The sequence below is a fragment of the Mycolicibacterium xanthum genome, from assembly GCF_019710635.1.
Lineage (GTDB): Bacteria > Actinomycetota > Actinomycetes > Mycobacteriales > Mycobacteriaceae > Mycobacterium > Mycobacterium xanthum.
In genome coordinates, this window is the sequence record NZ_JAIFZS010000050.1 from 20,915 (window position 1) to 46,853 (window position 25,939).

Here is a 25,939-nt window from a genome sequence, read left to right on the forward strand (position 1 = left end):
ACCCGCGGAATGAGCCGTCGACGGCCGTCATCCGCGGTTGAGGCGGGCGAGTTTCTCCGGATTGCCGATCGCGCGGATGGCTAGGACCCGGTGGCCGTCGGTCTCCAGGTCGATGACCGCCATCACCCGGCCGCGCAGCGACACCACGACGCCGGGCCGGCCGTTGACGCCGGCGACCCGGAAGTCCGCGCCCGCGCCGAACAGCGAGCCGGCCAGGACGATCGACACCAGCTCCGCGCCGACCCGCGCGTCATGTGGTGCGCCCGCGACGCGGCCGCCGGAATCGAACTCTCCGACGACGTCGGGGGCCAGTACCGCGGCCAGATCGGCGATGTCGCCGCCGGCGCACGCCGCGGCGAACCGTTCCGCGACCGATCGGGCCTGGGCGGTCGTGACGTCGAAACGGGGCTCGGGGTCGTCACGGATCGCCGTGCGGGCGCGGCTGGCGAGCTTTCGGGTCGCAGCCGGCGAACGTCCGACGATCTCGCCGATCGCCTCGAACGTCAGCCCGAACACGTCGTGCAGGACGAAGGCGACCCGCTCGGCCGGGCTCAGCGTGTGCAACACCGCCAGCAGCGCGATCCGGACGGTGTCGTCCAGGGTGACCCGGTCGGCCGGATCGGGTGCGGAGGCGTACTGGTCGATCAGCGGTTCGGGCAGCCAGGGCCCGAGGTACCTGCGCCGGGTCGCACCGGCCCGGAGCATGTCCAGGCAGACCCGGCCGGCGACCGTGACGAGCCAGCCCTCGACGTCGTCGATGGCGTCGACATCGGAACGGGTGAGCCGGGCGAACGTCTCCTGCAGCGCATCCTCAGCGTCGGTCAGCGTGCCCAGCATCCGGTAGCTGACGTCGAGGACGCGTTTGCGGTGCTGGTGCCAGAGGTCTGCCACCGTCGTATCGGTCATGTCATCAAGGACGCGCGGGGACGGGAAAGTGTGACCGTCACATTGTCGCCGCACCGATCGTCCTTGGGGGCATGAACATTCACATCAACGATTCCCGCAACGCAGCTCTGCACACCCCGCCCCGTCCCGACTGGCTTCCCGAGCCCGTCTGGCCGTTCGACCTGCACGAGCTCGACCTGGACGGCCGGCGCCTGGTCTACACCGACACCGGCGGCGACGGCCCGGTCGTGCTGATGGTGCACGTCGGTCTGTGGTCGCTGCTGTGGAAGGGACTGATCACCGAGTTGGCGCCGCGCTTCCGGTGCGTCACGCTCGACGTTCCCGGCTCCGGTCTGTCCGGTACCGCGCCGGCGTCGCTGGCCGCCGCGTCGGACGCGATCGGGCGCTTCATCGATCATCTGGGTCTGCACGACGTCACCCTGGTGGTGCACGATACCGGCGGCTGGGCGGCGATGGCGGCCATCGGCGACAACTGCTCGCGCAGCGAAGGCATCTCAAAAGTCGTCGCCGTCAACACCTTCGGCTGGCGACCGCGCGGCGTGCTGAGGCTGGCCCTGCGGATCATGGGTTCGGCCGTGATGCGTGAGCTGATGGTGTGGACCGGGTTCATGGCCTGGGGCAGCGCCACCCGGTTCGGGGTGGGTCGGCACTTCGACCGGCCCACCAGGCGGGCCTGGCGGCGCGGCCTGCGGTCACACGCCCGACGCCGGTTCCTGCACCGCATGTTCACCGACGCCGCGAACGACGGCGCCGTGTCATTGGCCGCGGAACGCGGAATCGAGGCGCTGGCGGACCGGCCGACCATGACGGTGTTCGGACAGTTCGGGGACTACTTCTTCTTCCGCCGCGGCTGGCGCCGTATCCGCCCGGCCGTGATCGAGGTGACCGTGCCGTGGGGCGTGCACTTCCCGCAGTCGGACAATCCGGCGCTGGTGGCCGGGGCCATCTCGGACTGGCACCGGGGTGCCTGACACCTCGGTGCAGGTGGCGACGACGATCCGCACCGCGGTGAACATCACCGGCGACGCGGTCGTCACGCGCATCATGGGCACGAAGGGAAGGCCGGCTGGATCGCCGGAACGACGACGACCCGAAGAGCCGGGATACCCGGCGACCCGGTCAATCGATCATCGAAGAGCTTCAGGACGGCCGCTGATCCAGCCGATCCGGAACACCGGGAAATCGGCGGCGATGGCTTCGAACTCGGCGAGTGGGGCCTGCCGCGGGACCGGAACGTGCGGACGCGCGCCTGGGGCGACGTCGATATAGCGCCGCAGGACGGGGGCCCGATCGGCAATCGCAACCTCCTGCAGCGCAACGGGATACCCGCGGCCATGGCGGATCGTCGCACGGCCGCCCGCCGCCCGCACGTTGCTCACCCAGCGGGCGTCGCCGCCCAGCATGGACACCAGGTACCACTGGCCCGCGAGGTCGGCCATCACCACCGGAACCGCGACGGTGTCGCCGCTGACCCGGCCCCGCACCTCCAGCGTCACGTCCCTGTCGCGGGCCAACCGACCCGCCGCGTACTGCCGGGCCCAGAACGCGTTGAGCACCCGCGCCGCCGGGCCGGGCCGCCGGCCGGGGTACAGGCGGCGCTTGACCCAGTACCACCGCCCGAACCCGCCGCGACCGCCCATCGGGTCGAAGTATCGCAGGCCACGGCTACCCTTGAACCCATGCCCGGTCAACGGATCCCCGGCGGGGTGGTGCACGGACTTCCCGCCGACCTGCGCCTGGCGCTGAGCGCCGACGCGGCCGTGCTGGCCGCGTGGAAGGACATCACGCCACTGGCCCGCAACGAGTTCATCTGCTGGGTCGAGGACGCCAAGCAGGACAAGACCCGCGAGCGCCGGATCCGGCGCACCCGGGAGGAGTTGGAAGAAGGCAAGCGGCGGCCGTGCTGCTGGCCCGGATGTAAGCACCGCGAGCGCACCGGTCGCTGAGAACCGCACGGAACCGCGTCCGAGGTGCGACGATGGGACGACCGCAGTCACCGACTGGACACCGGGAGTGGTCGTGGAGTTCTTCCAAGAGCATGTGATCGGACCGGTCAGCGATGTGCTCTACAGCTACGTTTTGGTCTACCTGCTCGTCGCGGTGGGCATCTACTTCACCATCCGCACCCGCTGCATCCAGATCCGCTACTTCCCCAAGATGCTGCGCCAGCTCACCCACTCCCGCACCCACGGCGAGGGCATCTCGTCGTTCCAGGCGTTCTGCGTCGGGCTGGCCTCGCGGGTCGGCACCGGCAACATCGCCGGGGTGGCCATCGCGCTGACGGTCGGCGGCCCGGGATCGATCTTCTGGATGTGGGTGGTCGCCGCGATCGGCATGGCCACCGCGTTCATCGAGGCCACCCTCGGCCAGATCTTCAAGGTCCGCGCCGACGACGGATCGTTCCGCGGCGGGCCCGCGTTCTACATCCAGCGTGGTCTGGGATCGCGCACCGGCGGGATCATCTTCGCCGTGCTGTTGATCTTCACGTTCGGCATCGCGTTCAACATGGTGCAGGCCAACGCGATCAGCGCCGTGCTGGACGCCTCCTACGCCGTGGAGACCGGGTGGACCACCGTCGGGTTGATCGTGCTGTCGGCCCCGGTGCTGTTCGGCGGCGTCAAGCGGGTCGCAAGGATCGCCGAGGTGGTGCTGCCGCTGATGGCGGTCGCCTACGCGGTGCTGGCCATGGTGATCGTGGCGATCAACATCGACTATCTCCCGGAGGTGCTCAAGGAGATCATCGGCGGGGCGTTCGGCCTGACCGAACTGGCCGGCGGCTTCGCCGGCGGCATCGCCGCGGCGATGCTCAACGGCGTCAAGCGCGGGCTGTTCTCCAACGAGGCCGGCATGGGCAGCGCACCGAACGTGGCGGCGACGGCCACCGTGTCCCACCCGGTGAAGCAGGGGCTGATCCAGTCGCTCGGCGTCTTCGTCGACACGATGATCATCTGCACGGCCACCGCGTTCATCATCCTGGTGTCCGGCCCCGACATCTACGATCCGTCGACGCCCACCAGGGTGGAGGGCGCGACGTTGACCCAGGCGGCGATCTCCGACGGGCTGGGCTCCTGGACGGTGTCGCTGATGACGGTGCTGGTGTTCGTGTTCGCGTTCTCCTCGGTGCTGGGAAACTACGTGTATGCCGAGATCAACCTGTTCTTCCTGGGAGCAAAACAGCTCGTGATCAACGTGTTCCGGGTGTTAGTGCTGATCGCGATCGCCATCGGGGCGCTCGCGGAGCTGATCGCGGTGTGGGCGCTGGCCGACGTCGCGATGGGCCTGATGGCCCTGGTCAACCTGGTCGCCATCGTGCTGCTCGGCAAGTGGGCGTTCGCCGCGATCAAGGACTTCCACCGGCAGGCCGAAACCGGCACGGACCCGGTGTTCGTCGCCGACGAGGCCGGGCTACCGGGAACCCTCGAGGGCGACATCTGGCTGCGCAGGCCCGCGGGGTCGGCCGTCGGTGCCGGCGACGGGTAAGTCGGCCCGGCGCACCGCCAGACACATCAGCGCGGCCAACCCGCACAACCCGGCGGCCAGGTAGAAGGCCACGTCGTGGTCGCCACGCAGGTCCGCAGCCAACCCGCACCGGCGGCGGCCACCGCCGCACCCAGCTGATGGGCGGCGAACACCCAGCCGAAAACGATCGGCGCCCGATCCCCGAAGTAGTTGCGGCACAACGCGATGGTCGGGGGCACGGTGGCGACCCAGTCCAGCCCGTAGAAGATGACGAACACCCAGGTGCTGCTGGGCGGCCCAGGCGTCGACGACCATTCGGGACTGGCCCGGGACTGGATCACCCCGCGGTTCGGCGCGCGCGCCGGGTGGCTGGCCGGCGCCCATGTGGCCGCCAAACGGCATCTCGCCGCGGTCGACCCGGCCTATGCGGCCGCGCTGAGCGACACGTCGGTGACGTCGCTGGTGGCACAGGGCGGGGCGGCGGTCGATCCGGCGTTCGCCGGACACCCGTGGCATCGGGATGCGTTGCGGCTGCGCCGATATGACGACGCCGCCAAGGATCCCTCGGTGGCTGGCGCACCGTTGCCGGTGGTGCTCGAGATCGTGGCGCGGCTGGCCCGGTGAACCTGCCGAAGCCCTATCTGGTGCGTACCGGGCTGGAAGCGGATCCTCGACGGGCTGCGCGAAGGGGATCCGTTCCCGGCCTAGCGTGAGTTGGCCGCCCGGCTCGGGGTGGCTCGCGAGACAATCCGGCAGGCGGTGCACGAGCTGTTGGTGGAGGGCCGGATCGAGCGGCGCGGGCGGGGCACCGTGGTGTCGCGCCCGAAGCTGGTACAGCCGCTGTCGCTGCGGTCCTACACCGAGGGGGCCCAGCGGATGGGCCGCACCCCGGGCCGGTTGCTGGTCACCTGGGAGGACGTCACCGTCGACGCGGAAACCGCAGGGGCGCTGGATGTTCGGCCCGCGGACCGGGTGATGCACCTGGAGCGGGTGCTGCTGGCCGACGGTGTGCGGATCGGTCTGGAGAGCACCTACCTGCCGCTGCACCGGCTCGCCGACCTGAGGAAGGACTTCGACCCGGCCAGCTCGCTGTACGCGGCGATCCGGGGCCGGGGCGTGGTGTTCGCCCACGCCATCGAGCGCATCGAGACCGTGCTGCCGTCACCGCGGGAGGCCACCCTGGTCGAGTCCACCGCCGCGATGCCGATGCTGCTGCTGCACCGCCGGTCCGTCGACACCGACGGCGCACCGATCGAGGTCGTGCGGGCGCTCTACCGAGGGGACCGGGTGGCGTTCGAAGCCGCCCTCACCGACCGCTGAACGGCCGGCCGCAACCGCTGCGCCGCGGGTAGTGTCGGTGCCACCGGATCGGGGAGGCCAGATGCCCGCTGCCAATAGCGTCGCTGCCAATCTCGCCGCCGTGGGCACCGGTGTGCGGGCCACGGCCGCCGCGGTGCTCGGCCAGGGCGGCGAACTGTTCAGCGCGCCCGGCGAGACCTTCGACGCCACGCTGTCCGTCGACACGAACGCCGAGGTTCCCAGCTCGGCGCTGCTGCGGCCGGGCAACTCGGTCCCCGCGCTGGTGCGGGTGGGTCCGGACGACCCCGGTTCGGTGGTGCGCGGCCTGTGCGTGAAGATCCCCAACGCCTACGGCGAAGGCCGCGACCAGGACTTCCTGCTGGCGTCCTCCGGTGACGGCGCCCCGCTGCACCACGCGGCGCTGCCCGCCGACCCGGTGGCGCCGCTGTACTCGTCGCTGTGGCTCTACCTCACCGGTCTGCAACCCGTGCTCTTCGGTGTCCGGCCCCCGATCACCGGCCCCGACGTCCGCTTCGGGCCCGGCGACGAGCTGGAGTTTCTGATCAGCCCCCCGGTCGGCCGGTTCCGGCGGATCGGATCGTTGACGCTGGCCGGGTCGCACCCGGGTGAGGTGGCGTTCTCGGCGCGAAACAGCGGCGGCAACATCAGACCGCTGCCACCGGTGCTGTTCTACTGACGAGCACCTGGAAGTATCGGGTTCGTGGGCAAGAACGAACGCGCGAAGATCGTCATGTCCGACGACGAGATCGCCGGATTCATCGAATGCAGCCGCACCGCGACGATGGCCACCGTGCTGCCGGGCGGACAGCCACACCTGGTCGCGATGTGGTACGCGGTACTCGACGGCGAGATCTGGTTCGAGACCAAGGCCAAGTCGCAGAAGGCGGTGAACCTGCGCCGGGACCCGACCGTCACCGTGATGATCGAGGACGGCCTGACCTACGACACCCTGCGCGGGGTGTCGATCGACGGGCAGGCCGAGATCTACGACGATCCGGAGACCAGCCTGCGGGTCGGCATCAGCGTGTGGGAGCGCTACACCGGTCCCTACACCGACGAGATGCGGCCGTTCGTCGACCAGATGATGGACAACCGCATCTGCGTGCGGGTGGTGCCGTCGCGGTTGCGCAGCTGGGATCACCGCAAGCTCGGCATGGCGGGCATGCCGATCTCGGGCAGCACGGCGCAGTACCTCTAGGTGCTGATCTGGGCCCGCGGCGGCGCGAAGCCGGGGTTGGCCAGCGCGGTGGCCGTCGCGGACCCGATCGGGCCGGCCTGGTCGAACAGCACGGCGGTGCCGGTCGCGACACCGGCGTGGCTGGAGTGCGTCAGCGCCGCCAGCCCGAGGTAGGGGCCGTCGGGCAGCCTGCTGAGCGTCAGCGTGTAGTCGGCGTTGATGAAGTGCAGTCCGTCCGGGCCGAAGTGGGTCAGTGAGCTGGCCACGTCGCCGGCCATCGCCGAGCGGGTGAACGGGGACAGCGCCACCCCGTCGACGAGCGGGACCAGGTCGTGCACCCAGACGTGCTTGGGGCCGCTGTGCGCCCACGCGCCCAGCCCGAGATGGGGCGTGTCACCGTCCTTGCCGTAGGTCCACACCAGCATCGTCAGACCCTCGGGGACCGGGTCGGGCAGTGGCGGTGGCGGCGGCATCGTGATCGGGGTGGACCAGATCTCTGCCGGGGGCTGTTGGCCGGTGCGCAGTAGCAGCGCGCTGGCCCGCGCGACCATGGCCGGTCCCTGGAACATCGCCGCCTCCACCAGCGTGAGCCGGCGTCCCTTGCGGGTCACCACGGTCTGCACCCGCACCGGGGCCAGCGCGGCGGGCCGGCACAGGTCGACGGTGAGCCGGGCCGGCTGCAGCTCGGGGTCGTCGTTGTCGCGTTCGATGACGTGGCCGATCAGGCCGCCGACGTAGTTGCCGCTGATCGTCTCGCCCCACGGTCCCCGCGCCAGCGGGGTGGGGACGAATTCGTCGCCGTCGGCGACGAAGAAGGCTCGGCCGTTCACCGGCAGACCCTAACCGGCCGCGCGTTCTAGCGTCTGGCGAGTACGCGCTTGACGTCGATGGTCACCGGGTCGACGAGGTCGCCGAACTCCGGGTGCCTGTCGAGGTAGCCGGCGACCAGCGGGCACACCGGCACGATGCGCAGCCCGGCGGCGCGGGTCGACTCCAGGGCCTCGCGCACCAGGACGGTGGCCAGCCCGCGCCCACCGTAGGCGTCGTCGATCTCGGTGTGCGGGAAGATCCGCTGATCGCCGTGGTCCATGAACTCGGTGTGGCCGACCCGCTGCCCGTCGACACTGATCGCGAACCGGTCCGGTTCCTGCGTGACGGTGGTCGGGGCGCCGGTCTTGTCGGTGGTCATGGCTCGTCTATACCCGGGGATCGGGCGCGGTGTCTGTTGAAGCATCGCCGACCAGGCGTTCGCTTCGCGTCGGGTTCGCATCGGATGTCGCGATGTCGCACTCAGAGATGTGAGAGCGCTCATTGGCGTTTCGGCCGTGTCTCACTGTGCCCCCGGAATCTGGACGTAGCCGCGAAGTACGCGGGCCGGATTCAAACCAGATTCGGAGGAGGACATCGTGAAGCGATTCCCCACCTGGAAAGTCGTCGCTTTCAGCGCAGCCCTGGCTGCCATCGGGGGTGCCGGTGCCGCGACCGCCACGGCACAGCGGTCAGAGCCGGTGCGTGAGCATGCGGTGATCGCTAGCGCGGACTCCAGGTCGACCGACTCGACGTCGACCGAACGGACCCGGCGACCGGTAGCGCTGCGTGAGGGTGCCGGCACCGACTCCACGTCGACCGGGCGTACGAGATGACCGATGCCACGCGGCGGTGGCGACACCGCCTCGACGTCGACCCCGTCGACCCCGCGACCAGGAGCGTCGGATTCCGGCAGACCGCGCTTCTCGCACATGCGTGAAGGTGGGCGTCGTAGTCCGGTGACCGCACGCGTCACCAACCCTGCAACGTCGAGCTATATCCCGGGATTGGCCCGCGGCCGCAGCCGGCCGTTGGGCAGCGGCGGGGCCGGCAGCCGCTCGACGGCGCCGCGGTAGCCCTCGACGCGGCCGAAGCGGGCGTCGTGCTGCTGCCACTGCTCGCGGTAGGCGGCGATGTCGTCGTGGCTGCGGCCGACGAAGTTCCACCACATCACCAGTTCCTCGGTGAACGGTGTGCCGCCCAGCAGCAGCAGCCGGGCCGGCTCGTCGCCGAGGTTGGTCAGCTCGAGGCCGGCGTGGCCGGGACCCTGGTAGGCCAGGTCGGCGACCTCGAGCAGCGACCCGCAGGCCTCGACCCGACCCCGGTCCAGCAGCACGCCGTGCTCGAAGCGGTGATCGACCTCCAGGGCCAGCCGCACACCGGGTTCCAGGTCGACCTGTGCGCCGAGCAGCGGGGTGAAGGTGTGCACCGGCGAGCGCTGCCCGTCCAGCTCGCCGAGGAACGTCCGCAGCGTGACGCCGCCGGCGGTGCGCGCCCGCGGCGCGTAGTGCGCGAAATCCCGGCCGGTGTCGCGGTCGGAGTCCGGTAGCGCGACCCACAGCTGGGCGCCGTGCAGGATCGGCTCGGCGGAGGCCACCGACACCTCGGAGTGGCAGATCCCGGCCCCGGCGGTCATCAGGTTGAGCTCTCCGGGCCGCACCAGGGCGTGCACGCCGGCGCTGTCGCGGTGCTCCACCGCGCCGCTGAACAGCCAGCTGACCGTCTGCAGGCCGGTGTGCGGGTGCGGCGGCACGTCCATCCCGGTGCCGCCGCGCTGGTCGTGGGGCCCGTAGTGGTCGGCGAAGCACCACGCCCCGATCAGCGAGCGTTCCCGCTGCGGCAGGGTCCGGCGCACCCGGATGGCCCGCGGCCCGCCCAGCGGAACCTCGCGCGGATGCAGCACACCAGCGAATGACGAAGCGGCACAGTCGACTTCGTTGGGCGCCGTTTCGGTGTTACTCACCCGTCCACAGTAGCCGCCTCGGGCCGGGTCATCGCCGAACGGATGACCGACAGGTCGTGGTCGTCGATCGCGAAGACGCCGAACCGGAATTTGTAGCCCCAGCGGCCCTTGTCCTCGACGAAGTCCAGGTCGTCGAGCAGCGGCCGGATCGGCGTCTCGAAGCAGTCGAGGAACTCGACGTGGCGACGCCATGGTTTGAAGTCCGGCGCCATCTCGGCCTGGTAGGGCTCGTCGTCGGATACCTGCCCGATCGCGGTGAACGCCTGCAGCGCCGGCCCGTCGGGGTACACCGTGCGTGGTGAGTAGAACAGGATCCAGTCGCCGCGTTTCATCTTGCGCAGCGTGTGCGGCTTGCCGTGGTTGGCCTGGGTGAAGCCGCCGGCCACGCCGCGCTCGACGTGGTCGCGGCTGACGGTGTTGATCCAGTTGGTCATGTCCGCACGGTAGGCCCGGCGACTGACATGTTCGCGGATCGGCAGAGGTCAGGACACCTCAGCGCTGATCCCGGCGACCGCGTCGACGACGGCGTCGGGCCGGTCCAGTGCGACGAAGGTGGTCGCGTCGGGCACCTCGACCAGCGTGGCCGAGCCGAACGCGGCGGCCAGCCGGCGCCCGAGCGCGGGGGTGAAGCAGCGGTCGCGCTGACCCCAGACGACGGTGACCGGCTTGGTGAACCGCCGCAGCCGCGGTGCGACGTCGGTGAGGTCGGTGGCCGCCACCGCGCGCAGCAGCCGCGCCAGATCGTGGCGGATGCGTGCGTCGGTGCGGGCCGGCCGCGTCCAGGACTCGGTCAGCGCCGGATCGGGGTGGGCCGCCAGCAGCCCGTAGCCCAGCGGTGAATGCCGCAGCGCGCGCAGCCGCATCTGGTCGAACAGCACCTTGATCGACACCGGGCCCCGCAGCAGCGCGAACACCAGCGTGAACGGGAACGGCGGGAACTGGTCGAAGGCATCGCAGTTGGTCAGCACCAGCCGCCCGACCAGGTCGGGGCGGGTGTCGATCAGCAGCTGGCACAGCCCGCCGCCGGTGTCGTTGCCGACCAGCGTGACGTCGTGCAGGCCGGTCGCGGTGATGAATTCGCCGATCAGCCGGGCGACCCCGGACGGCGACAGCACCGACGGGTCGGTGACCGGGATGGTGTGCGAGCCCAGCGGCAGGTTGGGCAGATAGCAGCGGTAGCCCTGTTCGGCGAGCCGGTCGGCGACCCCGCTCCACAGCCGGTTGTCCACCAGGATTCCGTGGATGAACAGCACCGGCGGGTGCGTGGAGTCCTCCGGGCCCACCACGCGGTAGTCGATCGTCGCCTGTTCCAGCGTGACCTGCGGCATCTTCGCTATCCTTTCGGTCAACTTACAAACACTCAGTACGAAAGTTACATACAGCCTGTATGAAAGTCAATGACACGGGATCCGTGACCGGCCGGCGCACCCAGGCCGAGCGCCGGGCCGCCACCCGGGCGCTGCTGCTCGGCGCGGCCCGAACGTTGTTCGCCGACAAGGGGTTCGCCAACGTCTCCACCCAGGCGATCGTCGACGCGGCGGGGGTGACCCGGGGCGCGCTGTATCACCAGTTCGAGGACAAGACGGCGCTGTTCGCGGCGGTCTACGAGGAGGTCGAGCGCGACGTCGTCGGCGAGGTGGCGCAGCGGATCGCCGAGGTGGCGCCGCCGGATGCGCTGACCGCGATGCGGCTCGGGGCGCAGGTGTTCCTGGACGTCTGCGCGCGGCCCGATGTGCAGCAGATCGTGCTGCTCGACGCCCCGGCGGTGCTGGGCTGGGAGGCCTGGCGCGCGGTCGGGGAGCGCTACGGGCTCGGGGTCATCGAGGCGATGCTCACCCAGGCGGTCGCCGAGGGTGGAGTGGCCGGCCTGGCGCTGCGCCCGACCGCGCACGTGCTGCTCGGCGCGCTCGACGAGGCGGCGCTGTACGTGTCGCGGGCACAGGACAAGGTGCAGGCGCGCGCGGATATGGATGCGGTGTGCGCCCGGCTCATCGACGGGATCGCGGGGCGGCCGGCGGGATAGGCTTCTGGCAGGCTTGAGGATCTCGAGATCGGACGAATCGACGTGTCAGGGTGTCCGCAGCACGGTCGAGGTGCCGTCCGGCCGGTACTGAACCAGGGCATCGTCGTCGTCGAGCGCCACAGCGACGACCCCGCGCGCGGCGAGCGTCTTGCCGTAATCGGTGTGCGTCAAGCCCTTTGCGATCGCCGCGGCGACGTTAGCGGTCGATGCTTTGTCCCCGTCTGTGGCCGGCATAGCGCCCTCCTGATGTAGCTGCCTGAGACCACGGTATCGGAGGCCGATGTGCCCTTCGCTTCAGTCGGCGGAGAAGTGAGCCTCAGACCGCCGTGCGGTGCGTCTGCTCGTAGCGGGTACGCGACTCTTCGCGGCGCCGAGCCACCTTGGGGTTCTGCAGGTCCTCGGGCAGCCCGTGCTGGATCAGCCGGCGCCGCCTGCTGGGGTCGATCAGCACGATCGAGTAGAACAGCGCCAGCAGCAGGCCGAGCAGCAGCGAGGCGCCCTTGAGCATCGGTGAGCCGGGGATGAACAGCGCCGCGATGAAGATCGGCACCAGCGGCACCATCGCCCGGAAGATGTGGCGGGGCACCGCGTGGTCGCCGGTCAGGTCGTTGCGCACCCATTCGCGCATCTCGTCGGGCAGCTTGCGGCCGAATGCGTAGCCGATGTAGCGCACCGGGCCGGGGCGGGTCGCGGTCATCACGGTCACCTTTCGTCGTGATCCCAGCCTAACCTAATAGCTAGTACACTAACTATTAGTGTGCGACATATCACGGGTTGTTAGAGTCTGACCCCATGAGCGAGGGCGGTCTCACGGCAGAGCAGCTGCGCGGCATCACGTTCGAGAAACCGCCGCTGGGCAAGCGGGGGTACGACGAGAAGGCGGTCGGGGACTTCCTCGCCCTGGCCGCCCGCCGGCTCGACGGCCGCGGTCACCTGTCGGCCGACGAGGTGCGCGGCATGCGCTTCAACAAGCCGAAGTTCGGCCGGCGCGGTTACGACGCTGCGCAGGTCGACGCGCTGATCGGCGAGATCGCCGACGCCATCGCCGGCCTCGATGGCTGAGCCCGAACGCGTCGACCTCGCCGAGTTGCGGCGCCGCCGCGCGCTCACCGAGGACGAGGCCCGCCCCGACGCGGTGGCCAGGCGGCACGACGCGGGCGGGCGCACCGCCCGGGAGAACCTGGCCGACCTGATCGACCCCGGGTCGTTCGTGGAGTACGGCCGGTTCGCCATCGCCCCGCAACGGATGCGCCGCGACGTCGGCGACCTGATCGCCCGCACCCCGGCCGACGGCCTGATCGCCGGGACGGCACGGATCAACGGCGACGTGTTCGGCGAACGGCGCAGCGCGTGTGCCGTGCTGTCCTACGACTACACCGTGCTGGCCGGCACCCAGGGCGCGCTCGGGCACCGCAAGAAGGACCGGCTCTTCGAGCTGATCGACCGGATGCGCCTGCCGACGGTGTTCTTCGCCGAGGGCGGCGGCGGGCGGCCCGGCGACACCGACTATCCCGTGGTGTCCGCGCTGGACACCCGGGCGTTCGCGCTGTGGGCCAAGCTGTCCGGCGTGGTGCCCCGCATCGCCGTGGTCAAGGGCCGCTGCTTCGCCGGCAACGCCGTCATCGCCGGGGCGTCCGACCTGATCGTGGCGACCCGCGACGCCTCTCTGGGGATGGGCGGGCCGGCCATGATCGCCGGCGGCGGGCTGGGCGACGTGCACCCCGACGCGGTCGGGCCGATCGAGATGCAGGAGCCCAACGGCAACGTCGACGTCGTCGTCGACGACGAGGCCGAGGCGGTGGCCGTCACCAAACGCCTGCTCGGCTACTTCCAGGGCGCCACCACGGACTGGACCGCCGCCGACCAGAGCCCGCTGCGCACCGCGGTGCCCGAGCGGGCCCGGCGCGCCTACGACGTCACCCCGATCATCGAGACGATCGCCGACGACGGGTCGGTGACGGTGCTGCGGCCCCGGTTCGCCCGCGAGATGGTCACCGCGCTGGCCCGCATCGAGGGGCGCCCGGTCGGGGTGATCGCCAACGACACCCGCTTCACCGCCGGCGCGATCACCGCGGGCGCCTCCGACAAGGCCGCGCGCTTCCTGCAGCTCTGCGATGCGTTCGGGTTGCCGGTGATCTCGCTGATCGACTGCCCGGGCTACATGGTCGGCCCGGCCGCCGAGGCGGAGTCGCTGGTGCGCCGCGCGTCGCGGATGCTGGTGGCCGGCGCAGCGCTGCGGGTGCCGATGATCGCGGTGATCCTGCGCCGCGGCTACGGGCTGGGCGCGCAGGCGATGGCGGGCGGAAGCCTGCACGAGCCGCTGCTGACGGTGGCCTGGCCGGGCGCGCACCTCGGGCCGATGGGACTGGAGGGCGCGGTGCGCCTCGGCCTGCGCAAGGAGCTCGACGCGATCGTCGACGAGGTCGAGCGTGAGGGCAGGGTCCGGGCCGCCACGGCGGCCGCGGAGGAGAACGCCCGGGCGCTGAACGCCGCGATGCTGTTCGAGATCGACGACGTGATCGACCCCGTGCAGACCCGGGGCGTGATCGCCGCGACGCTGGCCGCGGCCGCTATGCCGGAACCCGGACCGGGCCGGTTCGTCGACACCTGGTGACCGATCGGCCCGCCCGCTCACCGCACGCGATGCTGGGCCAGCGGCACTTCGCCGCTCGCCGGGGCGCCAACCTGACGGTGGCGGAGACCGCACAGGCCGCCGGTGTCCCGGAGCGCGCCATCGAGTCGGCCGAGGCCGAGGAGCCGGTATCGGCGACCGATGTCGCGGCCATCGAGTCGTTGGTGGGTCAGATCAGCTGAGTGCAGGTCCGGGTCAGCGGCGTTCGCGGGCCTTGTCCGGTTGGGTCGGGAAGAACGCCGCCAGCGCCGCGCAGATCTCCAGGAAGCGCAGTCGGGTCGCATGTGACATCTCGTCGGTGCCCTCGATGACGCCGCCGGGCCGCAGGCGCCCGTCGTAGGGCACCTCGATCACCGGCTGGCCCTGACCGGAGAACTGTTGGGCGAGCACGGTCCTGGTCCGCTTGTCGGCGTGCCCGTCGGAGTCGTTGACGACGACGATCGTGCGGTGCAACAACGCGTTCAGGCCCCGCGCCGCGAGCCAGTCCAGGGTCTGACCGGCCGCCGCGGCTCCGTCCACCCACGGCGAGGACACCACGACCAGCGCGTCGAGGTCGCGCAGCGCCTCCTGGGTCACCGGTGCGTCCATCGTCGAGCTGCAGTCGACCACCGAGATGGTGAAATGGCGGTCCAACCGCGTGGTGGCCTCGCGATAGATCGCCGGATCGAGGACCCGGCGTCGGGCCGGGGTGGCCTCACCGGCCAACACGAACAACCCGGCGGCGTTGTTGCCGACCAGGCTGCGGATGTCGGCGAAGGTTTCCAGATGCTGATCGGAGGCCAGCTCCCAGTACGAACCCTGTGCCTTCGGGTCGACCCGGCTGCCCAGCTTGCCGAACGCGGTGTCCGCGTCGACGGCAACGACGCGGTCGTCCTGGCGCAGCTCGGCCAGGACCGAGCCGATGCATGCCGACACCGTGGTCTTGCCGACACCGCCCTTGCCCATCACCCCGATCTTGAAGTGGCCGCGCAGCGGGGCACGGACGGCGGCCTCGAGCTCGGCGAGCCGCCGCTCGTCGGGCGACGGGCCCAGGTTCACCAGGCCGAAGGTCGCCTTGTAGAGCACCGCGCGCCATCCGTGGCCGGGTACGGGTTTGCGGGCCGGCACCAGTTCGTCGGGGCGGATGAGGTCCGCGTACGAACCGGTCTGGGGGCCGGGCCACGGTTGGCCGGCGGCCTGCTGCGGTGGAGCCCCGGGGGCCGGTTGCCGGGGCGCCCCGGACCAGCCCGGCGGCGGTTGCTGAGCCCACCGGTCTTGTGGGCCCGCTGGTCCGAATTGCTGTGGCGGGGGCCTGAAGGTGTTACCCGGCCGGTCGGGTTCCGGGGTGGCGGGCGTCGGGTCGCCCGCAGGCGGAAATTCAACGGGTGGGCGCGACGGTGGCCGCGCGGGATTCGGAGCGGCGATGTGCTGACTGAGGGGTTCGAAGTCCGCGTCCTCGGGCCCGGTCCATCGCCGTTCGCTCCGCAATGCGTCATCGCGGTCGGTCACTTCTCGTCTCCTCATACTGCAATCCGTAACCGGAACTCGGCCTTTTCATCTGCCAGGCTAGCTGTGCGCCGTGGCGAGCAAATCCTGCCCTCTGATGCGCCGGGGGCGTCGAGGGACGTGTCCGGTCGGAGGCCCGGGGGGGGGGCGCCAGGGGCCGGCGTGCCGGGGAACCGCACACCGGTGCAGCGGGCTCACCTTCTACGCCGCCAACGATGATCTCCTCGACCCGGTGGCGACCAAGACATGTCGGAGGAATCGGAGACTTGGCAGGCGATCATCGCCTCGGTGCCGGACTCCGCTGCGCGGCTGACCGGGCGCAGCCGGCTGGCCAAGCGGCTGCTGATCGGGTATCTCACCGCGGACGCTGTTGGTTGATCCGGACCAATTCGGCATCGCCGGGGCCCAGCTGGCGGAGTCTGTGTCACAGTTGCGCGCCGCCTCGCCGCCCACCAACTCGGTTGGCTTGGATCCGTTGTCGGCGACGATCCTCAAGCAGATCCCGGTCACGTGAAGGGCACCGAACGACTAGTGCAGGAGGACGGCGCTGCTTCCGGCGAGCCCGGTGCCGAACGGGCCCCGGAGACGGCAGACAAGGCAGAGGAAGCCGAAAAGGATTCGGAGGCAAAGTCTCCCGGTCGGCATCGCCGGACCGATACCGACAACCCGACCGACGCGTGACGGATAGCCTCTTTCGAGGCGCGATCTCTAACCCGTCAACTCGACACTACCTTCGCCAAACTCCGCCACTATCCTTAGCTGGCCGCCGAGTGCGGCCACATACGCTTGAAGAGTGCCTACTTCGGTGCTCGATAGGTCACCGCTCTCCAGCTTGGAAACCCGTGCCTGAGATACACCCATAAGCTCGGCGACATCAGCTTGGCGCGGGTGTCCATGAGACTTGCGGATGTCAGCGAGACGCTGCGCCTGGACGGCGTGATGCATCTGCTTGCGCGCAGCAGCGGCTTGGTCCGGGCCGACACGATCCTGTGCGATTGCCTCGTCCCGAATTTCGCGCCAATTGCGTGCCAACGTGATTCACCTCCTGCTAACCAGCCTTCATATCGCTGCTCAGCGATGGGAATGTTCTTTTCGTACCAGCTCTTCCAGCGGGATGCCTTGTCGCCCGCGAGTAACAGGATGGCCTGCCTTCGAGGATCGAAAAGGAACAAGATTCGGATGCTCGTACCAGCGGGCCGCAGTTCCTTCATGCTGTGGAACTTCGACCCATTGACTTTGTCCGCCGTTGGCCGGCCGAGTGTTGTCCCCTCTTGTTCGAGCAAGTCGATGGCACCCGTGACAGCAGTCACGGCCCCGGCGTCGAGTCCGAAGTACCAGTCCTTAGCACCATCGCCGAGGTCGCAGCGGCGTTAGGCATGAAGGTGACGCTCACGCCGATGTCGGAGGACGAGCGCACTCGCATTACCGAACCCATGCGGGCCTGCGCCTAGCTCGCTCCCATCGCGGCGCGGACGTCGTCCTCGAGGGCGAGCGACCTCGGGTTGCGCCCGAGATACTCGTTTCCCAGTCTGCGCACCTTGGCGTAGCGCCCGTCGGACAGGCGGTCGTCCGGTAACGTACGGCACCGTCAGCGGCAGCCCAAAAGGTGACGTCAAGGCTACGCGTTGCGGGCACACCGGCAATCGTAAGGGTGGCTGGGGCGGGGTCATTCCGCTTTCTCGAGTGCCCACGCCAGCCGAAATGGCATTCCGGCAGAGGTGCACTCGCACTTTCCCTGCCGGAATGCCAGTTCGGCCCGAACGGGGGCTACGCGTCGAGGTCTTGCTCCACGAGGTCGGCGACGGTGGCCAGCGCGCCTTCGTCGTCGGATTCGACGGTGACCTCGGCGCCCTTGCCCGCGCCGAGGGTCATGATCATCAGGGCCGATCCGGCGTCGACGGGCTCACCGCCATCCATCGACAGCGTGACGGGAACGCCGGCGTTGACCACCGCCTCGGCGATGATCGCCGCGGGACGGGCGTGCAGGCCGATGGCCGAGCCGACGATGACGTTCTTGGTGGGCATGAATACTCCTTCGTGTCGGGTAGGTGGGGACGGGCTTTTGAGGACGTAGCTCAGGCGGCGACGAACTCGGCTTCGGCCTTCGCCGCGGCGGGCTTGATGAACTGCTTGGCGACGATCACCGCCACGGCGCCGGCCAGCATGCCGGCCAGGATCGCGATGACGAAGCCGATCTTGTTCTCGATGGCGAACAGCACGAAGATGCCGCCGTGCGGCGCGCGGGACGTCGCACCGAACGCCATCGACAGGCCACCGGTGACCGCGCCGCCGACCATCATCGACGGGATGACGCGCAGCGGGTCGGCCGCGGCGAACGGGATCGCGCCCTCGGAGATGAACGAGGCGCCCAGCAGCCAGGCGGCCCGCCCGTTCTCCCGCTCCGGCTCGCTGAACAGCTGTGGGCGCACCACGGTGGCCAGCGCCATCGCCAGCGGCGGAACCATGCCCGCGGCCATCACCGCGGCCATGATCCCGAACGACGCGGTGGTGGCGGCGGCCAGTCCCGCGGTGGCGAACGCGTAGGCCGCCTTGTTGACCGGGCCACCCAGGTCGAAGCACATCATCAGGCCGAGGATGATGCCCAGGAAGACCGCCGAGGTGCCGGACATGCCGTTGAGCCAGTTGGTGAGGCTGGTGTTGACCCAGGCCAGCGGGCGGCCGACGAAGAAGAACATGATCAGGCCGACGGCCAGCGATGCGAACAGCGGCACGATCACCACCGGCATCAGGCCGCGGAACCACTGCGGCACCTTGAGGTTGCTGATCCACAGCGCGGCGAAGCCGGCGATGACACCGCCGACGATGCCGCCGATGAAACCGCCGCCGATGAACACCGCCAGCGCTCCGGCGGTGAAACCTGGTGCGATGCCGGGCCGGTCGGCGATCGCGAACGCGATGTAACCGGCCAGTGCGGGTACCAGGAAGCTGAAGGCCAGCCCGCCGAGGCTGAACAGGATGGCGCCCAGGTACTGCGCGAACCCGCCGGGCGGCAGGTCGGTCAGCGAGTTGTTCAGCGCGATGTCGTTGCCGGTGTCGGCGATCTCGTACCCACCGAACAGGAAGCCCAGCGCGATCAGCAGGCCGCCGGCGGCGACGAACGGGATCATGTAGCTCACGCCGGTCAGCAGGATCTGGCGGGTCCTGGTGCCCCAGCCCACCTTGCCGGCCGGGGCGCCGCCGGTGCCGGCGTCACCGGCCGAGCCCTCGACCCGGGCCGCGTTCGGATTGTCCGCCGCGGCAACCGCTTCGGCGATCATCTTGGCCGGCTCGTTGATCGCCCGCTTGACGCCGGAGGCCACGACCGGCTTACCGGCGAAGCGACCCTTGTCCTTCACCCCGACGTCGGTGGCGAAGATGACCGCGTCGGCGTTGGCGATGCGGTCGGCCGCCAGCGGGGTGCTGCCCGACGATCCCTGGGTTTCGACGAGCAACTCGACCCCGGCCTCCTTGGCCGCGGCGGCCAGCGAGTCGGCGGCCATGTAGGTGTGCGCGATGCCGGTCGGGCAGGCGGTGATCGCGACGACGGTCTTGGCGCGCTTCTCGGCCGGCTTCTCCGCGGCGGCGGGTGCCGCCGGTGCCGGGTTGACCACCCCGTCGACCAGGTCGACCACCTCGTCCTCGCTGGTCGCGTTGCGCAGCGATTCGACGAAGTCCTTGCGCACCAACGCCCTTGCCAGGCTGGACAGCAGCTTCATGTGCTCCTGCCCGCCGGACTCCGGCGCGGCGATCAGGAACGCCAGGTCGGCCGGACCGTCCGGGGCGCCGAAGTCCACGCCCGGGCTCAGCCGGGCGAACCCGATCGTCGGGGTATCGACGTAGGGCGAGCGGCAGTGCGGGATGGCGATGCCGCCGGGCAGACCGGTGGCCGACTGCTCCTCGCGGGCCATCGCGGCGCCGATCAGTCCTTTCGCGTCGTGGGTGCGGCCGGCGCCGGCGAGGCTGCCGACCAGTGCGGCGATGACGGCCTGCTTGTCACCCTCGATGTCGGCGTCGAGCAGAACCAGATCTTTGGTGATGATCGGTGGTGAGGTGGTGGAGCTGGTCATGAATCTACTCTCGTCCTTCTGTGTTACCGGGTGGCGGGAATTGGTGAGATCGGTGACACCTGAACGGCATTCAGGTCGATCTCGGCGGGTGTGGGCAGGGTGGTGCCCGGTAGTGCCGCGGCGGCGCTGCCGTAAGCGACGGCCATCTGGAGACGTTGCGGCGCGACCGCGCCGCCGACCTCGGCCCGGACGTAGCCGGCCAGCGAGGAGTCGCCCGCGCCGACCGTCGAGCGCGGGGTGATCGGCGGGGGCATGGCCATCCACGCGCCGTTGCGGTCGACCAGCACGGCGCCGGCGGCGCCGAGCGTGACGAGCACGGCACCGATGCCCCGGTCGACGAGCTGGCGGGCCGCCGCCACCACCGGGGCCGGATCACCCTGGCTGACGGCGTCTTCCAGGGCGTCCGGGTCCAACCCGAGAACGCCGGCGAGCTCCTCGTGGTTGGGCTTGATCAGATCCGGGGCACCCCGGTCCAGCGATGCCACCAGCGCGGCCAGCGGGGCGTCGGAGGTGTCGACGGCGACCCGGCAGGGCTGCGGCGCCAGAAGCGCGACCACGTCGCCGTACCAGGACGCCGGCACCCCCGGGGGCAGCGATCCGGACATCACCACCCAGTCGGCGCCGTCGGCGGTGCCCAGCACCGCGTCGGTCAGCGCGGCCACCGTCGCGGCGTCCAGCGTCGCGCCCGGCTCGTTGATCTTGGTGGTGGTGCCGTCGGGTTCGGTGATGGTCAGGTTGGTGCGGGCCGGTTCTGCGGTCGGCACCACCCGGTAGGGCACGGCGATCGTCTGCAGCGTGCTGATCAGCGGGTCGTTGGCCGCCGCCGGGAGCACCGCGAGGGTGTCCAGGCCCGCCAGCGTGAGCGCGCGGGCGACGTTGACGCCCTTGCCGCCGGCCTGGCTGGTCACCGACGTGACGCGGTGCACGGCACCGCGGGTCAGCGCCGACGGCAGCGTGACGGTGCGGTCGATGCTCGGATTGGGGGTGACGGTGACGATCACTGAGAACCTCCTGCGCAGATGACCTCGACCCCGTGCTCGCTCAGCGCGGCGGTGTCCTCGGCGCTGATCTCGGGGTCGGTGATGAGGGTGTCGACACTGGAAATGGGTGCGAAGCTGACGAAGTCCTCGCGGCCCACCTTCGACGAGTCGGCGGCGGCGACGACGTAGTTGGCGGCGCGCACCATGGCCCGCTTCACCGCGGCCTCCTCGCTGTCGGGGGTGGACAGGCCGTGGCGCACGCTGAGGGCGTTGGTGCCGATGAACGCGATGTCGACGCGCAGCGTGTCGAGCACCCGCAGCGCCTGCTCGCCCACCGCCGCCTGGGTGACCCCGCGCACCCGGCCGCCGAGCAGTTGCAGCGTCACCGTCGGAGAGGTGGCCAGCCGGGCGGCGATCGGAACCGAGTTGGTGACCACCACCAACGGCCGGTCGGCGGGGATGTGCGCGGCGATGCGCATCGTCGTCGTGCCGGCGTCGAGCAGCACGCTGGCCCCGGACAGCGGGAAGAACTCGGCGGCCGCGGCGGCGATGGCGTCCTTGTGCTCGGCGCGGGTGACGTCGCGCTCGCCGACGCCGGGCTCGACCAGGTGCAGCGCCCGGACCGGTACGGCGCCGCCGTGCACCCGGCGTACGACGCCCGCCTTGTCCAGCACGGCGAGGTCGCGGCGCACCGTTTCGGTGGTGACGTCGTAGGCCTGGGCCAGTTCGGTCACCGACGCCCGGCCCTTGGCCATCACCAGCGAGGCGATGGCCTGCTGACGCTCTTCGGGATACATGGCGCTTCCTGAATCTGACGGTGTTACGAGGTTATGTGTGGGTATGGATCCACATTGATGTTGTTATGTTTGGTTTTACTCCTGAACTTGTTGACTTGTCAACGGATTTCTGTAATCTGGTTCACATGACAGCTTCGACGTCACTCACATCACTGGTCCTGCACGGTGTGCCCGTTGTGCCGGGCGTTCAATATGCGCCGGTCATCCGGCCGGGCAAGCTGCCCGACATCGACGTCGGCACGGCCGCCGACGTCGCCGAGGCCGACCGGGCCGCCGAGGGGGAGCGGTTCAGCGCGGCCGCCGCGACGGTGGCCACCCGGCTGCGAGAACGGGCCGGCCACGCGACCGGCGCCGCGTCGGAGGTGCTGGCCGCGACGGCGATGCTGGCGCAGGACCGGGCCTGGCTGGGCGCCACCGAGAAGCGCATCAAGGACGGTGCCCCCGCGGTGCGCGCCGTGGCCGGCGCGGTCGACCAGTTCGTCGACATGTTCACCAAGATGGGTGGGCTGATGGCCGAACGGGTCACCGACCTGCGTGACATCCGCGACCGGGTGATCGCCGAGCTCAAGGGTCTGCCCGAACCCGGCGTCCCGATGCCCGACGAGCCGTCGATCCTGTGCGCCGAGGATCTCGCGCCCGCCGACACCGCAGGCCTGGACCCGTCGCTGGTGGTCGCGCTGGCCACCACGCTCGGCGGCCCGACCAGCCACACCGCGATCATCGCCCGCCAGCTCGGCATCCCCTGCGTGGTGGCGGTGCACGGGCTCGACGACGTCGCCGCCGGTACCCCGGTGCTCGTCGACGGCACGCTGGGCACCGTCACCGTCTCGCCGGACGAGGGCGCCGCGCGTGAGGCGGTCGCCGAGGCCCAGCGCATCGCGGCCCAGGCCGCCAAGTGGTCCGGTCCCGGCGCCACCGCCGACGGGCACGCCGTGGCGGTGCTGGCCAATGTGCAGGACGGGGCCGCGGCCCGGTCGGCCCGGGAGACCCCGGCCGAGGGGGTCGGGCTGTTCCGCACCGAGTTGTGCTTCCTGAACACCGACACCGAGCCCACGGTCGACGAGCAGGCCGCCATCTACGCCGAGGTGCTCGACGCGTTCGGCGGGCACAAGGTGGTGATCCGCACGCTCGACGCCGGGTCGGACAAGCCGCTGAAGTTCGCCGGTCACCCCGACGAGGCCAATCCGGCGCTTGGGGTGCGCGGGATCCGGATCGCCGAGGGCAACCCGGGCCTGCTCGAGCACCAACTGGACGCGATCGCCGCGGCGGCCACCAGCACCGGCAACCAGCCGTGGGTGATGGCCCCGATGATCGCCACCGCGACCGAGGCGCAGAACTTCGCGGCCAAGGCCCGCGACCGCGGCCTGACCCCGGGCGTGATGATCGAGGTGCCCGCCGCCGCGCTGCTGGCCGAGCGGATCCTCGAGCACGTCGACTTCCTGTCGATCGGCACCAACGACCTCGCGCAGTACACGATGGCCGCCGACCGGATGTCGGCCGACCTGGCCACGCTGACCGACCCGTGGCAGCCCGCGGTGCTCGCGCTGGTCGCGATGACCGTGCGGGCCGGCGCGGCGACCGGCAAGCCGGTCGGGGTGTGCGGTGAGGCCGCCGCCGATCCGCTGCTGGCCTGTGTGCTCACCGGGTTCGGGGTGACCTCGCTGTCGGCGGCGTCGGCCGCGGTGCAGGGGGTCGGCGCCAAGCTCGCCCAGGTGACACTCGAGCAGTGCCGCGCGGCCGCCGACGCCGTGCTGGCCACCGCCAACGCCGCCGACGCGCGGGCGGCGGCACTGGCGGTTCTGGGTTAGGTGCCCGGGGCGCGGTGCCGGCCGACGTATTCGCCGGCCGGAGCCGGCGGCCGCCAACCGAGCCCGAACAACTCGAGGGACGGGTCGGCGCTCCACGGCGCCGTGGCCGCCCCGGCGCTGCCGCCCGGCAGCCCGCCTGCCTGCCCGACTGTGCTTTCGTTCATCGACTCACCCCATGACGCGAAACTGACGTGGCGGCTATATACCCACTGTCGGTCGGCGGAAACAGGCTCAGGTGCCCTTGACGTTGAGCACCTGACGAAGTGAGTGCTCGACCTCGATCAGGTCGGCGGCGTCGGCCATGACCTGATCGATGTCCTTGTAGGCGTCCGGGATCTCGTCGATCCACTGCGACCCGTGGCGGTACTCGATGCCCGTCATCCGGGCCGCGAGGTCCTCGGCGCTGAAGCGCTTGCGCGCCTCGGTCCGGGAGAACCGTCGACCGGCCCCGTGCGGGGCCGAGCACAGGCCGGCCGGGTTGCCCTTACCGCGCACCACATACGAGCGGGTGCCCATGCTGCCGGGAATGACCGCACGCACCCCGGCGTGCGCGTCGACCGCGCCCTTGCGGGTCAGCCACACCTCGCGCCCGCCGTGCTGCTCGAGCTGGACATAGTTGTGGTGGCAGTTCACCCGGTCGACCTCGATGCCGGCCGCGGCGCCGGCATCCACACCCATCCAGTGGGCCAGGGCCTGCCGGAACCGGTCCGTCATCTCGGCGCGGTTGGCCAGCGCGAAACGCTGGGCCCAGTGCAGATCCCGCAGGTACGCCGCGAACTCGTCGGTGCCCGCGGTCAGGTACGCCAGGTCCCGGTTGGGCAGTTCGACCCCCGCCTGCGCGCACAGCCGCTGGGCCACCTTGATGTGGTGCTGGGCGATCTTGTTGCCCACCCCGCGCGACCCGGAGTGCAGGAACATCCACACCCGCGACCGCTCGTCGAGGCACAGCTCGATGAAGTGGTTGCCGCCGCCGAGCGAGCCGAGCTGGTAGGGCCAGTTCAGCGAATGGGTCAGCTGTACACCGTTCTCCTCGGCGTCGCAACGCAATTCGTCGATCCGCGCCGCGGTGAACGGGTAGCGGTCGGTGCGCCGGTTGTGGTTGCCCGGCGAGAGCGGGATCGCCGACTCGATCGACGCCCGCAACGCGGACAGATCGCGCCCGGCGATTTCGTCGGCCGTGTAGACGGTGCGCGCGGCGATCATGCCGCACCCGATGTCGACCCCCACCGCGGCCGGGATCACCGCGTCGACGGTGGGGATGACCGTGCCGACCGCCGAGCCCTTGCCGAAGTGGGCATCCGGCATCAACGCCACGTGCGGGTGCACGAACGGCATCGACGCCGTCTGCCGGGCCTGCGCGACGGTCGAGTCGTCGACAAGCGAGGCGAAGTTGACCAGCTTGTGGCCGTCAACATGCTGAACGGTCATGTGTCGAGTATCCGTTCGACGCCGAGCGATTTACGGTGCCGATTGCGATGATCGGCGGATGGGCGGACCGGGAATTATTCGGACTATGGTCCGGTTGGTGTGAGTATGCCTGCCGTCACCGCCGATACGCTCACCCTGCCCCGCATCGCCGGGCCGGCACCGGCCGACACCGAACGCCCCGTGCGCTCGGTGACGACCGGTCCCCGCGGTTACGAGGGCGAGGGCTTCCCGGTCGTGCGTGCCTTCGCCGGGGTCGACGCCCGCGACCTGGACCCGTTCGTGCACATGGACCAGATGGGCGAGGTCGAGTACCAGCCCGGCGAACCGCGCGGCACCGACTGGCACCCGCACCGCGGGTTCGAGACCGTCACCTACATGATCGACGGCCGCTTCGCCCATCAGGATTCACACGGCGGTGGCGGCCTGATCGAAGACGGCGCCACCCAGTGGATGACGGCCGGATCGGGGGTCCTGCACATCGAGACGCCGCCGGCCGAACTGGTGGAGAGCGGCGGGGTGTTCCACGGCATCCAGTTGTGGGTGAACCTGCCGAAGAAGGACAAGTTCGCGGCGCCCAGGTATCAGGCGATCGAGGGCGGCCAGGTGCGGCTGCTGTCCTCCGACGACGGCGGGGCACTGGTACGGGTGATCGCCGGCGAGATCGACGGCCTGGGCGGGCCCGGTCTGACGCACACGCCGATCACGTTGGCGCATGCCACCATCGAGCCCGGTGCCCGGCTGAACCTGCCGTGGAACCGGGAGTTCAACGCACTGGGCTACGTGCTGTCCGGCCGCGGTGCGGTCGGGCCCGTCGGCCATCCGGTCGAACAGGGGCAGCTGGCCGTGCTCGGCCCGGGGGACCGCATCACGGTCGCCGCGGCCGGCGGCCAGGACGGCAACCGGCCCGCCCTCGAGGTGCTGCTGCTCGGCGGCCGGCCGATCCGCGAGCCGGTGTTCCAGTACGGGCCGTTCGTGATGAACTCGAAGTCCGAGATCATCGCCGCGGTCGAGGATTTCAACGCGGGCAGGTTCGGGACCATCCCGCCCGGCGCGCTGATGCCGCACCGCCCACAGCGCTGATGCCGCA

Annotated in this window: 29 protein-coding genes and 5 pseudogenes; 15 read left to right on the forward strand and 19 right to left on the reverse strand. The window is 70.5% G+C overall.

Annotated features, from left to right (window positions below):
• Window positions 1-27: 27 nt before the first annotated feature.
• Window positions 28-906 (reverse strand): sigma-70 family RNA polymerase sigma factor, encoded by an 879-nt coding sequence (locus tag JDV09_RS19160; protein WP_221370726.1) that lies wholly within the window; start codon window positions 904-906, stop codon window positions 28-30.
• Between the two features lie 71 nt (window positions 907-977).
• On the opposite strand from JDV09_RS19160, the gene JDV09_RS19165 reads away from it, so the two are divergent.
• Window positions 978-1,877 carry an alpha/beta fold hydrolase gene (locus tag JDV09_RS19165; RefSeq protein ID WP_221370727.1) on the forward strand — a complete coding sequence of 300 codons (900 nt, stop codon included), beginning with the start codon at window positions 978-980 and terminating at the stop codon, window positions 1,875-1,877.
• A gap of 156 nt (window positions 1,878-2,033) precedes the next feature.
• Here the strand turns inward: JDV09_RS19165 and JDV09_RS19170 are convergent, their stop codons facing one another.
• Complete coding sequence (locus JDV09_RS19170) at window positions 2,034-2,546, reverse strand: nitroreductase family deazaflavin-dependent oxidoreductase (protein ID WP_221370728.1); 513 nt, start codon at window positions 2,544-2,546, stop codon at window positions 2,034-2,036.
• Between the two features lie 39 nt (window positions 2,547-2,585).
• Here JDV09_RS19170 and JDV09_RS19175 point away from each other — a divergent pair, with 39 nt between their 5' ends.
• Window positions 2,586-2,852, forward strand: coding sequence for a YdeI/OmpD-associated family protein (locus JDV09_RS19175; protein ID WP_221370729.1), 267 nt, complete (start codon window positions 2,586-2,588; stop codon window positions 2,850-2,852).
• 73 nt (window positions 2,853-2,925) lie between these two features.
• Entirely contained in the window at window positions 2,926-4,386 is a 1,461-nt protein-coding gene (locus JDV09_RS19180; RefSeq protein WP_308124173.1) for an alanine/glycine:cation symporter family protein, read from the forward strand.
• Here JDV09_RS19180 and JDV09_RS19185 read toward each other — a convergent pair.
• Window positions 4,312-4,670: pseudogene (locus tag JDV09_RS19185) on the reverse strand (MFS transporter); the annotation flags it as partial. The gene JDV09_RS19180 and the pseudogene JDV09_RS19185 sit on opposite strands and share 75 nt — an antisense overlap.
• On the opposite strand from JDV09_RS19185, the gene JDV09_RS19190 reads away from it, so the two are divergent.
• The 4 genes and pseudogenes from JDV09_RS19190 to JDV09_RS19205 all read left to right on the forward strand — a co-directional run bounded on the left by JDV09_RS19190 (window position 4,633) and on the right by JDV09_RS19205 (window position 6,883).
• Window positions 4,633-4,989 (forward strand): hypothetical protein, encoded by a 357-nt coding sequence (locus JDV09_RS19190; RefSeq protein WP_372452971.1) that lies wholly within the window; start codon window positions 4,633-4,635, stop codon window positions 4,987-4,989. The pseudogene JDV09_RS19185 and the gene JDV09_RS19190 sit on opposite strands and share 38 nt — an antisense overlap.
• Window positions 4,986-5,685: pseudogene (locus JDV09_RS19195) on the forward strand (GntR family transcriptional regulator). Before JDV09_RS19190 ends, JDV09_RS19195 begins: the two are co-directional and overlap by 4 nt.
• Before the next feature lie 61 nt (window positions 5,686-5,746).
• Window positions 5,747-6,361 carry a catalase family protein gene (locus JDV09_RS19200; RefSeq protein ID WP_221370731.1) on the forward strand — a complete coding sequence of 205 codons (615 nt, stop codon included), beginning with the start codon at window positions 5,747-5,749 and terminating at the stop codon, window positions 6,359-6,361.
• Between the two features lie 24 nt (window positions 6,362-6,385).
• Entirely contained in the window at window positions 6,386-6,883 is a 498-nt protein-coding gene (locus JDV09_RS19205; protein WP_221370732.1) for a pyridoxamine 5'-phosphate oxidase family protein, read from the forward strand.
• Here JDV09_RS19205 and JDV09_RS19210 read toward each other — a convergent pair.
• From JDV09_RS19210 to JDV09_RS19230, 5 genes are all read right to left on the reverse strand, one after another.
• On the reverse strand, window positions 6,880-7,692 hold the full coding sequence (locus tag JDV09_RS19210; protein WP_221370733.1) for an acyl-CoA thioesterase domain-containing protein: 813 nt from the start codon (window positions 7,690-7,692) through the stop codon (window positions 6,880-6,882). The two genes, JDV09_RS19205 and JDV09_RS19210, sit on opposite strands and share 4 nt — an antisense overlap.
• Before the next feature lie 26 nt (window positions 7,693-7,718).
• On the reverse strand, window positions 7,719-8,051 hold the full coding sequence (locus JDV09_RS19215; RefSeq protein WP_221370734.1) for a GNAT family N-acetyltransferase: 333 nt from the start codon (window positions 8,049-8,051) through the stop codon (window positions 7,719-7,721).
• Window positions 8,052-8,663: 612 nt separating this feature from the next.
• Window positions 8,664-9,632 carry a pirin family protein gene (locus JDV09_RS19220; protein WP_221370735.1) on the reverse strand — a complete coding sequence of 323 codons (969 nt, stop codon included), beginning with the start codon at window positions 9,630-9,632 and terminating at the stop codon, window positions 8,664-8,666.
• Window positions 9,629-10,066 carry an EVE domain-containing protein gene (locus JDV09_RS19225; protein ID WP_221370736.1) on the reverse strand — a complete coding sequence of 146 codons (438 nt, stop codon included), beginning with the start codon at window positions 10,064-10,066 and terminating at the stop codon, window positions 9,629-9,631. Before JDV09_RS19225 ends, JDV09_RS19220 begins: the two co-directional genes overlap by 4 nt.
• Window positions 10,067-10,114: 48 nt before the next feature.
• Window positions 10,115-10,960, reverse strand: coding sequence for an alpha/beta fold hydrolase (locus tag JDV09_RS19230; RefSeq protein WP_221370737.1), 846 nt, complete (start codon window positions 10,958-10,960; stop codon window positions 10,115-10,117).
• Window positions 10,961-11,019: 59 nt separating this feature from the next.
• On the opposite strand from JDV09_RS19230, the gene JDV09_RS19235 reads away from it, so the two are divergent.
• Window positions 11,020-11,655 (forward strand): TetR/AcrR family transcriptional regulator, encoded by a 636-nt coding sequence (locus tag JDV09_RS19235; protein ID WP_221370738.1) that lies wholly within the window; start codon window positions 11,020-11,022, stop codon window positions 11,653-11,655.
• A 45-nt stretch (window positions 11,656-11,700) separates the two neighbouring features.
• Here the strand turns inward: JDV09_RS19235 and JDV09_RS19240 are convergent, their stop codons facing one another.
• Both JDV09_RS19240 and JDV09_RS19245 read right to left on the reverse strand, forming a co-directional pair.
• Complete coding sequence (locus tag JDV09_RS19240; RefSeq protein ID WP_221370739.1) at window positions 11,701-11,889, reverse strand: hypothetical protein; 189 nt, start codon at window positions 11,887-11,889, stop codon at window positions 11,701-11,703.
• Window positions 11,890-11,971: 82 nt separating this feature from the next.
• Entirely contained in the window at window positions 11,972-12,352 is a 381-nt protein-coding gene (locus JDV09_RS19245) for a DUF5313 family protein (RefSeq protein WP_221370740.1), read from the reverse strand.
• 95 nt (window positions 12,353-12,447) lie between these two features.
• Between JDV09_RS19245 and JDV09_RS19250 the strand changes: the two genes are divergently transcribed.
• The 3 genes and pseudogenes from JDV09_RS19250 to JDV09_RS19260 all read left to right on the forward strand — a co-directional run.
• Window positions 12,448-12,717 carry a DivIVA domain-containing protein gene (locus JDV09_RS19250; protein ID WP_221370741.1) on the forward strand — a complete coding sequence of 90 codons (270 nt, stop codon included), beginning with the start codon at window positions 12,448-12,450 and terminating at the stop codon, window positions 12,715-12,717.
• Window positions 12,710-14,269 (forward strand): acyl-CoA carboxylase subunit beta, encoded by a 1,560-nt coding sequence (locus JDV09_RS19255; protein ID WP_221370742.1) that lies wholly within the window; start codon window positions 12,710-12,712, stop codon window positions 14,267-14,269. Before JDV09_RS19250 ends, JDV09_RS19255 begins: the two co-directional genes overlap by 8 nt.
• Before the next feature lie 5 nt (window positions 14,270-14,274).
• Window positions 14,275-14,469: pseudogene (locus JDV09_RS19260) on the forward strand (transcriptional regulator); the annotation flags it as partial.
• A 13-nt stretch (window positions 14,470-14,482) separates the two neighbouring features.
• Here the strand turns inward: JDV09_RS19260 and JDV09_RS19265 are convergent.
• Window positions 14,483-15,775 (reverse strand): MinD/ParA family ATP-binding protein, encoded by a 1,293-nt coding sequence (locus JDV09_RS19265; protein ID WP_221370744.1) that lies wholly within the window; start codon window positions 15,773-15,775, stop codon window positions 14,483-14,485.
• A 208-nt stretch (window positions 15,776-15,983) separates the two neighbouring features.
• On the opposite strand from JDV09_RS19265, the pseudogene JDV09_RS26950 reads away from it, so the two are divergent.
• A pseudogene (locus tag JDV09_RS26950) lies at window positions 15,984-16,135 on the forward strand (hypothetical protein); the annotation flags it as partial.
• 147 nt (window positions 16,136-16,282) lie between these two features.
• On the forward strand, window positions 16,283-16,453 hold the full coding sequence (locus JDV09_RS19270) for a hypothetical protein (RefSeq protein ID WP_221370745.1): 171 nt from the start codon (window positions 16,283-16,285) through the stop codon (window positions 16,451-16,453).
• 27 nt (window positions 16,454-16,480) lie between these two features.
• On the opposite strand, the gene JDV09_RS19275 is transcribed toward JDV09_RS19270, so the two are convergent.
• From JDV09_RS19275 to JDV09_RS19300, 6 genes and pseudogenes are all read right to left on the reverse strand, one after another.
• Entirely contained in the window at window positions 16,481-16,810 is a 330-nt protein-coding gene (locus JDV09_RS19275) for a type II toxin-antitoxin system RelB family anti-toxin (RefSeq protein ID WP_221370795.1), read from the reverse strand.
• 8 nt (window positions 16,811-16,818) lie between these two features.
• Window positions 16,819-17,082, reverse strand: a pseudogene (locus JDV09_RS19280) (type II toxin-antitoxin system RelE/ParE family toxin); the annotation flags it as partial.
• Window positions 17,083-17,539: 457 nt separating this feature from the next.
• Window positions 17,540-17,797, reverse strand: coding sequence for an HPr family phosphocarrier protein (locus JDV09_RS19285; protein ID WP_221370746.1), 258 nt, complete (start codon window positions 17,795-17,797; stop codon window positions 17,540-17,542).
• A gap of 50 nt (window positions 17,798-17,847) precedes the next feature.
• A complete protein-coding gene (locus tag JDV09_RS19290; RefSeq protein WP_221370747.1) occupies window positions 17,848-19,839 on the reverse strand; it encodes a PTS fructose transporter subunit IIABC in 1,992 nt (663 codons plus the stop codon).
• Window positions 19,840-19,862: 23 nt separating this feature from the next.
• Window positions 19,863-20,840 carry a 1-phosphofructokinase gene (gene pfkB, locus JDV09_RS19295; protein WP_221370748.1) on the reverse strand — a complete coding sequence of 326 codons (978 nt, stop codon included), beginning with the start codon at window positions 20,838-20,840 and terminating at the stop codon, window positions 19,863-19,865.
• The gene (locus JDV09_RS19300) at window positions 20,837-21,616 is read right to left on the reverse strand and encodes a DeoR/GlpR family DNA-binding transcription regulator (protein ID WP_221370749.1); all 780 of its coding nucleotides are present in this window, start codon (window positions 21,614-21,616) and stop codon (window positions 20,837-20,839) included. The genes pfkB and JDV09_RS19300 overlap by 4 nt, the downstream gene beginning before the upstream one ends.
• 65 nt (window positions 21,617-21,681) lie before the next feature.
• Between JDV09_RS19300 and ptsP the strand changes: the two genes are divergently transcribed.
• Window positions 21,682-23,424, forward strand: a complete 1,743-nt coding sequence (ptsP, locus tag JDV09_RS19305) for a phosphoenolpyruvate--protein phosphotransferase (protein ID WP_221370750.1) — start codon at window positions 21,682-21,684, stop codon at window positions 23,422-23,424.
• Here ptsP and JDV09_RS19310 read toward each other — a convergent pair.
• Both JDV09_RS19310 and JDV09_RS19315 read right to left on the reverse strand, forming a co-directional pair.
• Complete coding sequence (locus JDV09_RS19310) at window positions 23,421-23,588, reverse strand: hypothetical protein (RefSeq protein WP_221370751.1); 168 nt, start codon at window positions 23,586-23,588, stop codon at window positions 23,421-23,423. The genes ptsP and JDV09_RS19310 overlap by 4 nt on opposite strands.
• A gap of 67 nt (window positions 23,589-23,655) precedes the next feature.
• Window positions 23,656-24,852 carry an RtcB family protein gene (locus tag JDV09_RS19315; RefSeq protein ID WP_221370752.1) on the reverse strand — a complete coding sequence of 399 codons (1,197 nt, stop codon included), beginning with the start codon at window positions 24,850-24,852 and terminating at the stop codon, window positions 23,656-23,658.
• 105 nt (window positions 24,853-24,957) lie between these two features.
• Here JDV09_RS19315 and JDV09_RS19320 point away from each other — a divergent pair, with 105 nt between their 5' ends.
• A complete protein-coding gene (locus tag JDV09_RS19320; RefSeq protein ID WP_221370753.1) occupies window positions 24,958-25,932 on the forward strand; it encodes a pirin family protein in 975 nt (324 codons plus the stop codon).
• Window positions 25,933-25,939 lie beyond the last annotated feature (7 nt).

What these genes read in the sequence shown, in the direction of transcription:
- JDV09_RS19320 (WP_221370753.1), top strand. Translation starts at nt 24,958, where the DNA reads ATGCCTGCCGTCACCGCCGATACGCTCACCCTGCCCCGCATCGCCGGG.
- JDV09_RS19190 (WP_372452971.1), top strand. Translation starts at nt 4,633, where the DNA reads ATGACGAACACCCAGGTGCTGCTGGGCGGCCCAGGCGTCGACGACCAT.
- JDV09_RS19225 (WP_221370736.1), bottom strand. Translation starts at nt 10,066, where the DNA reads ATGACCAACTGGATCAACACCGTCAGCCGCGACCACGTCGAGCGCGGC.
- JDV09_RS19230 (WP_221370737.1), bottom strand. Translation starts at nt 10,960, where the DNA reads ATGCCGCAGGTCACGCTGGAACAGGCGACGATCGACTACCGCGTGGTG.
- JDV09_RS19285 (WP_221370746.1), bottom strand. Translation starts at nt 17,797, where the DNA reads ATGCCCACCAAGAACGTCATCGTCGGCTCGGCCATCGGCCTGCACGCC.
- JDV09_RS19250 (WP_221370741.1), top strand. Translation starts at nt 12,448, where the DNA reads ATGAGCGAGGGCGGTCTCACGGCAGAGCAGCTGCGCGGCATCACGTTC.
- JDV09_RS19170 (WP_221370728.1), bottom strand. Translation starts at nt 2,546, where the DNA reads ATGGGCGGTCGCGGCGGGTTCGGGCGGTGGTACTGGGTCAAGCGCCGC.
- JDV09_RS19255 (WP_221370742.1), top strand. Translation starts at nt 12,710, where the DNA reads ATGGCTGAGCCCGAACGCGTCGACCTCGCCGAGTTGCGGCGCCGCCGC.
- JDV09_RS19200 (WP_221370731.1), top strand. Translation starts at nt 5,747, where the DNA reads ATGCCCGCTGCCAATAGCGTCGCTGCCAATCTCGCCGCCGTGGGCACC.
- JDV09_RS19160 (WP_221370726.1), bottom strand. Translation starts at nt 906, where the DNA reads ATGACCGATACGACGGTGGCAGACCTCTGGCACCAGCACCGCAAACGC.
- JDV09_RS19315 (WP_221370752.1), bottom strand. Translation starts at nt 24,852, where the DNA reads ATGACCGTTCAGCATGTTGACGGCCACAAGCTGGTCAACTTCGCCTCG.
- JDV09_RS19290 (WP_221370747.1), bottom strand. Translation starts at nt 19,839, where the DNA reads ATGACCAGCTCCACCACCTCACCACCGATCATCACCAAAGATCTGGTT.
- JDV09_RS19310 (WP_221370751.1), bottom strand. Translation starts at nt 23,588, where the DNA reads ATGAACGAAAGCACAGTCGGGCAGGCAGGCGGGCTGCCGGGCGGCAGC.
- JDV09_RS19300 (WP_221370749.1), bottom strand. Translation starts at nt 21,616, where the DNA reads ATGTATCCCGAAGAGCGTCAGCAGGCCATCGCCTCGCTGGTGATGGCC.
- ptsP (WP_221370750.1), top strand. Translation starts at nt 21,682, where the DNA reads ATGTTTGGTTTTACTCCTGAACTTGTTGACTTGTCAACGGATTTCTGT.
- JDV09_RS19215 (WP_221370734.1), bottom strand. Translation starts at nt 8,051, where the DNA reads ATGACCACCGACAAGACCGGCGCCCCGACCACCGTCACGCAGGAACCG.
- JDV09_RS19175 (WP_221370729.1), top strand. Translation starts at nt 2,586, where the DNA reads ATGCCCGGTCAACGGATCCCCGGCGGGGTGGTGCACGGACTTCCCGCC.
- JDV09_RS19165 (WP_221370727.1), top strand. Translation starts at nt 978, where the DNA reads ATGAACATTCACATCAACGATTCCCGCAACGCAGCTCTGCACACCCCG.
- JDV09_RS19245 (WP_221370740.1), bottom strand. Translation starts at nt 12,352, where the DNA reads ATGACCGCGACCCGCCCCGGCCCGGTGCGCTACATCGGCTACGCATTC.
- JDV09_RS19235 (WP_221370738.1), top strand. Translation starts at nt 11,020, where the DNA reads ATGAAAGTCAATGACACGGGATCCGTGACCGGCCGGCGCACCCAGGCC.
- JDV09_RS19240 (WP_221370739.1), bottom strand. Translation starts at nt 11,889, where the DNA reads ATGCCGGCCACAGACGGGGACAAAGCATCGACCGCTAACGTCGCCGCG.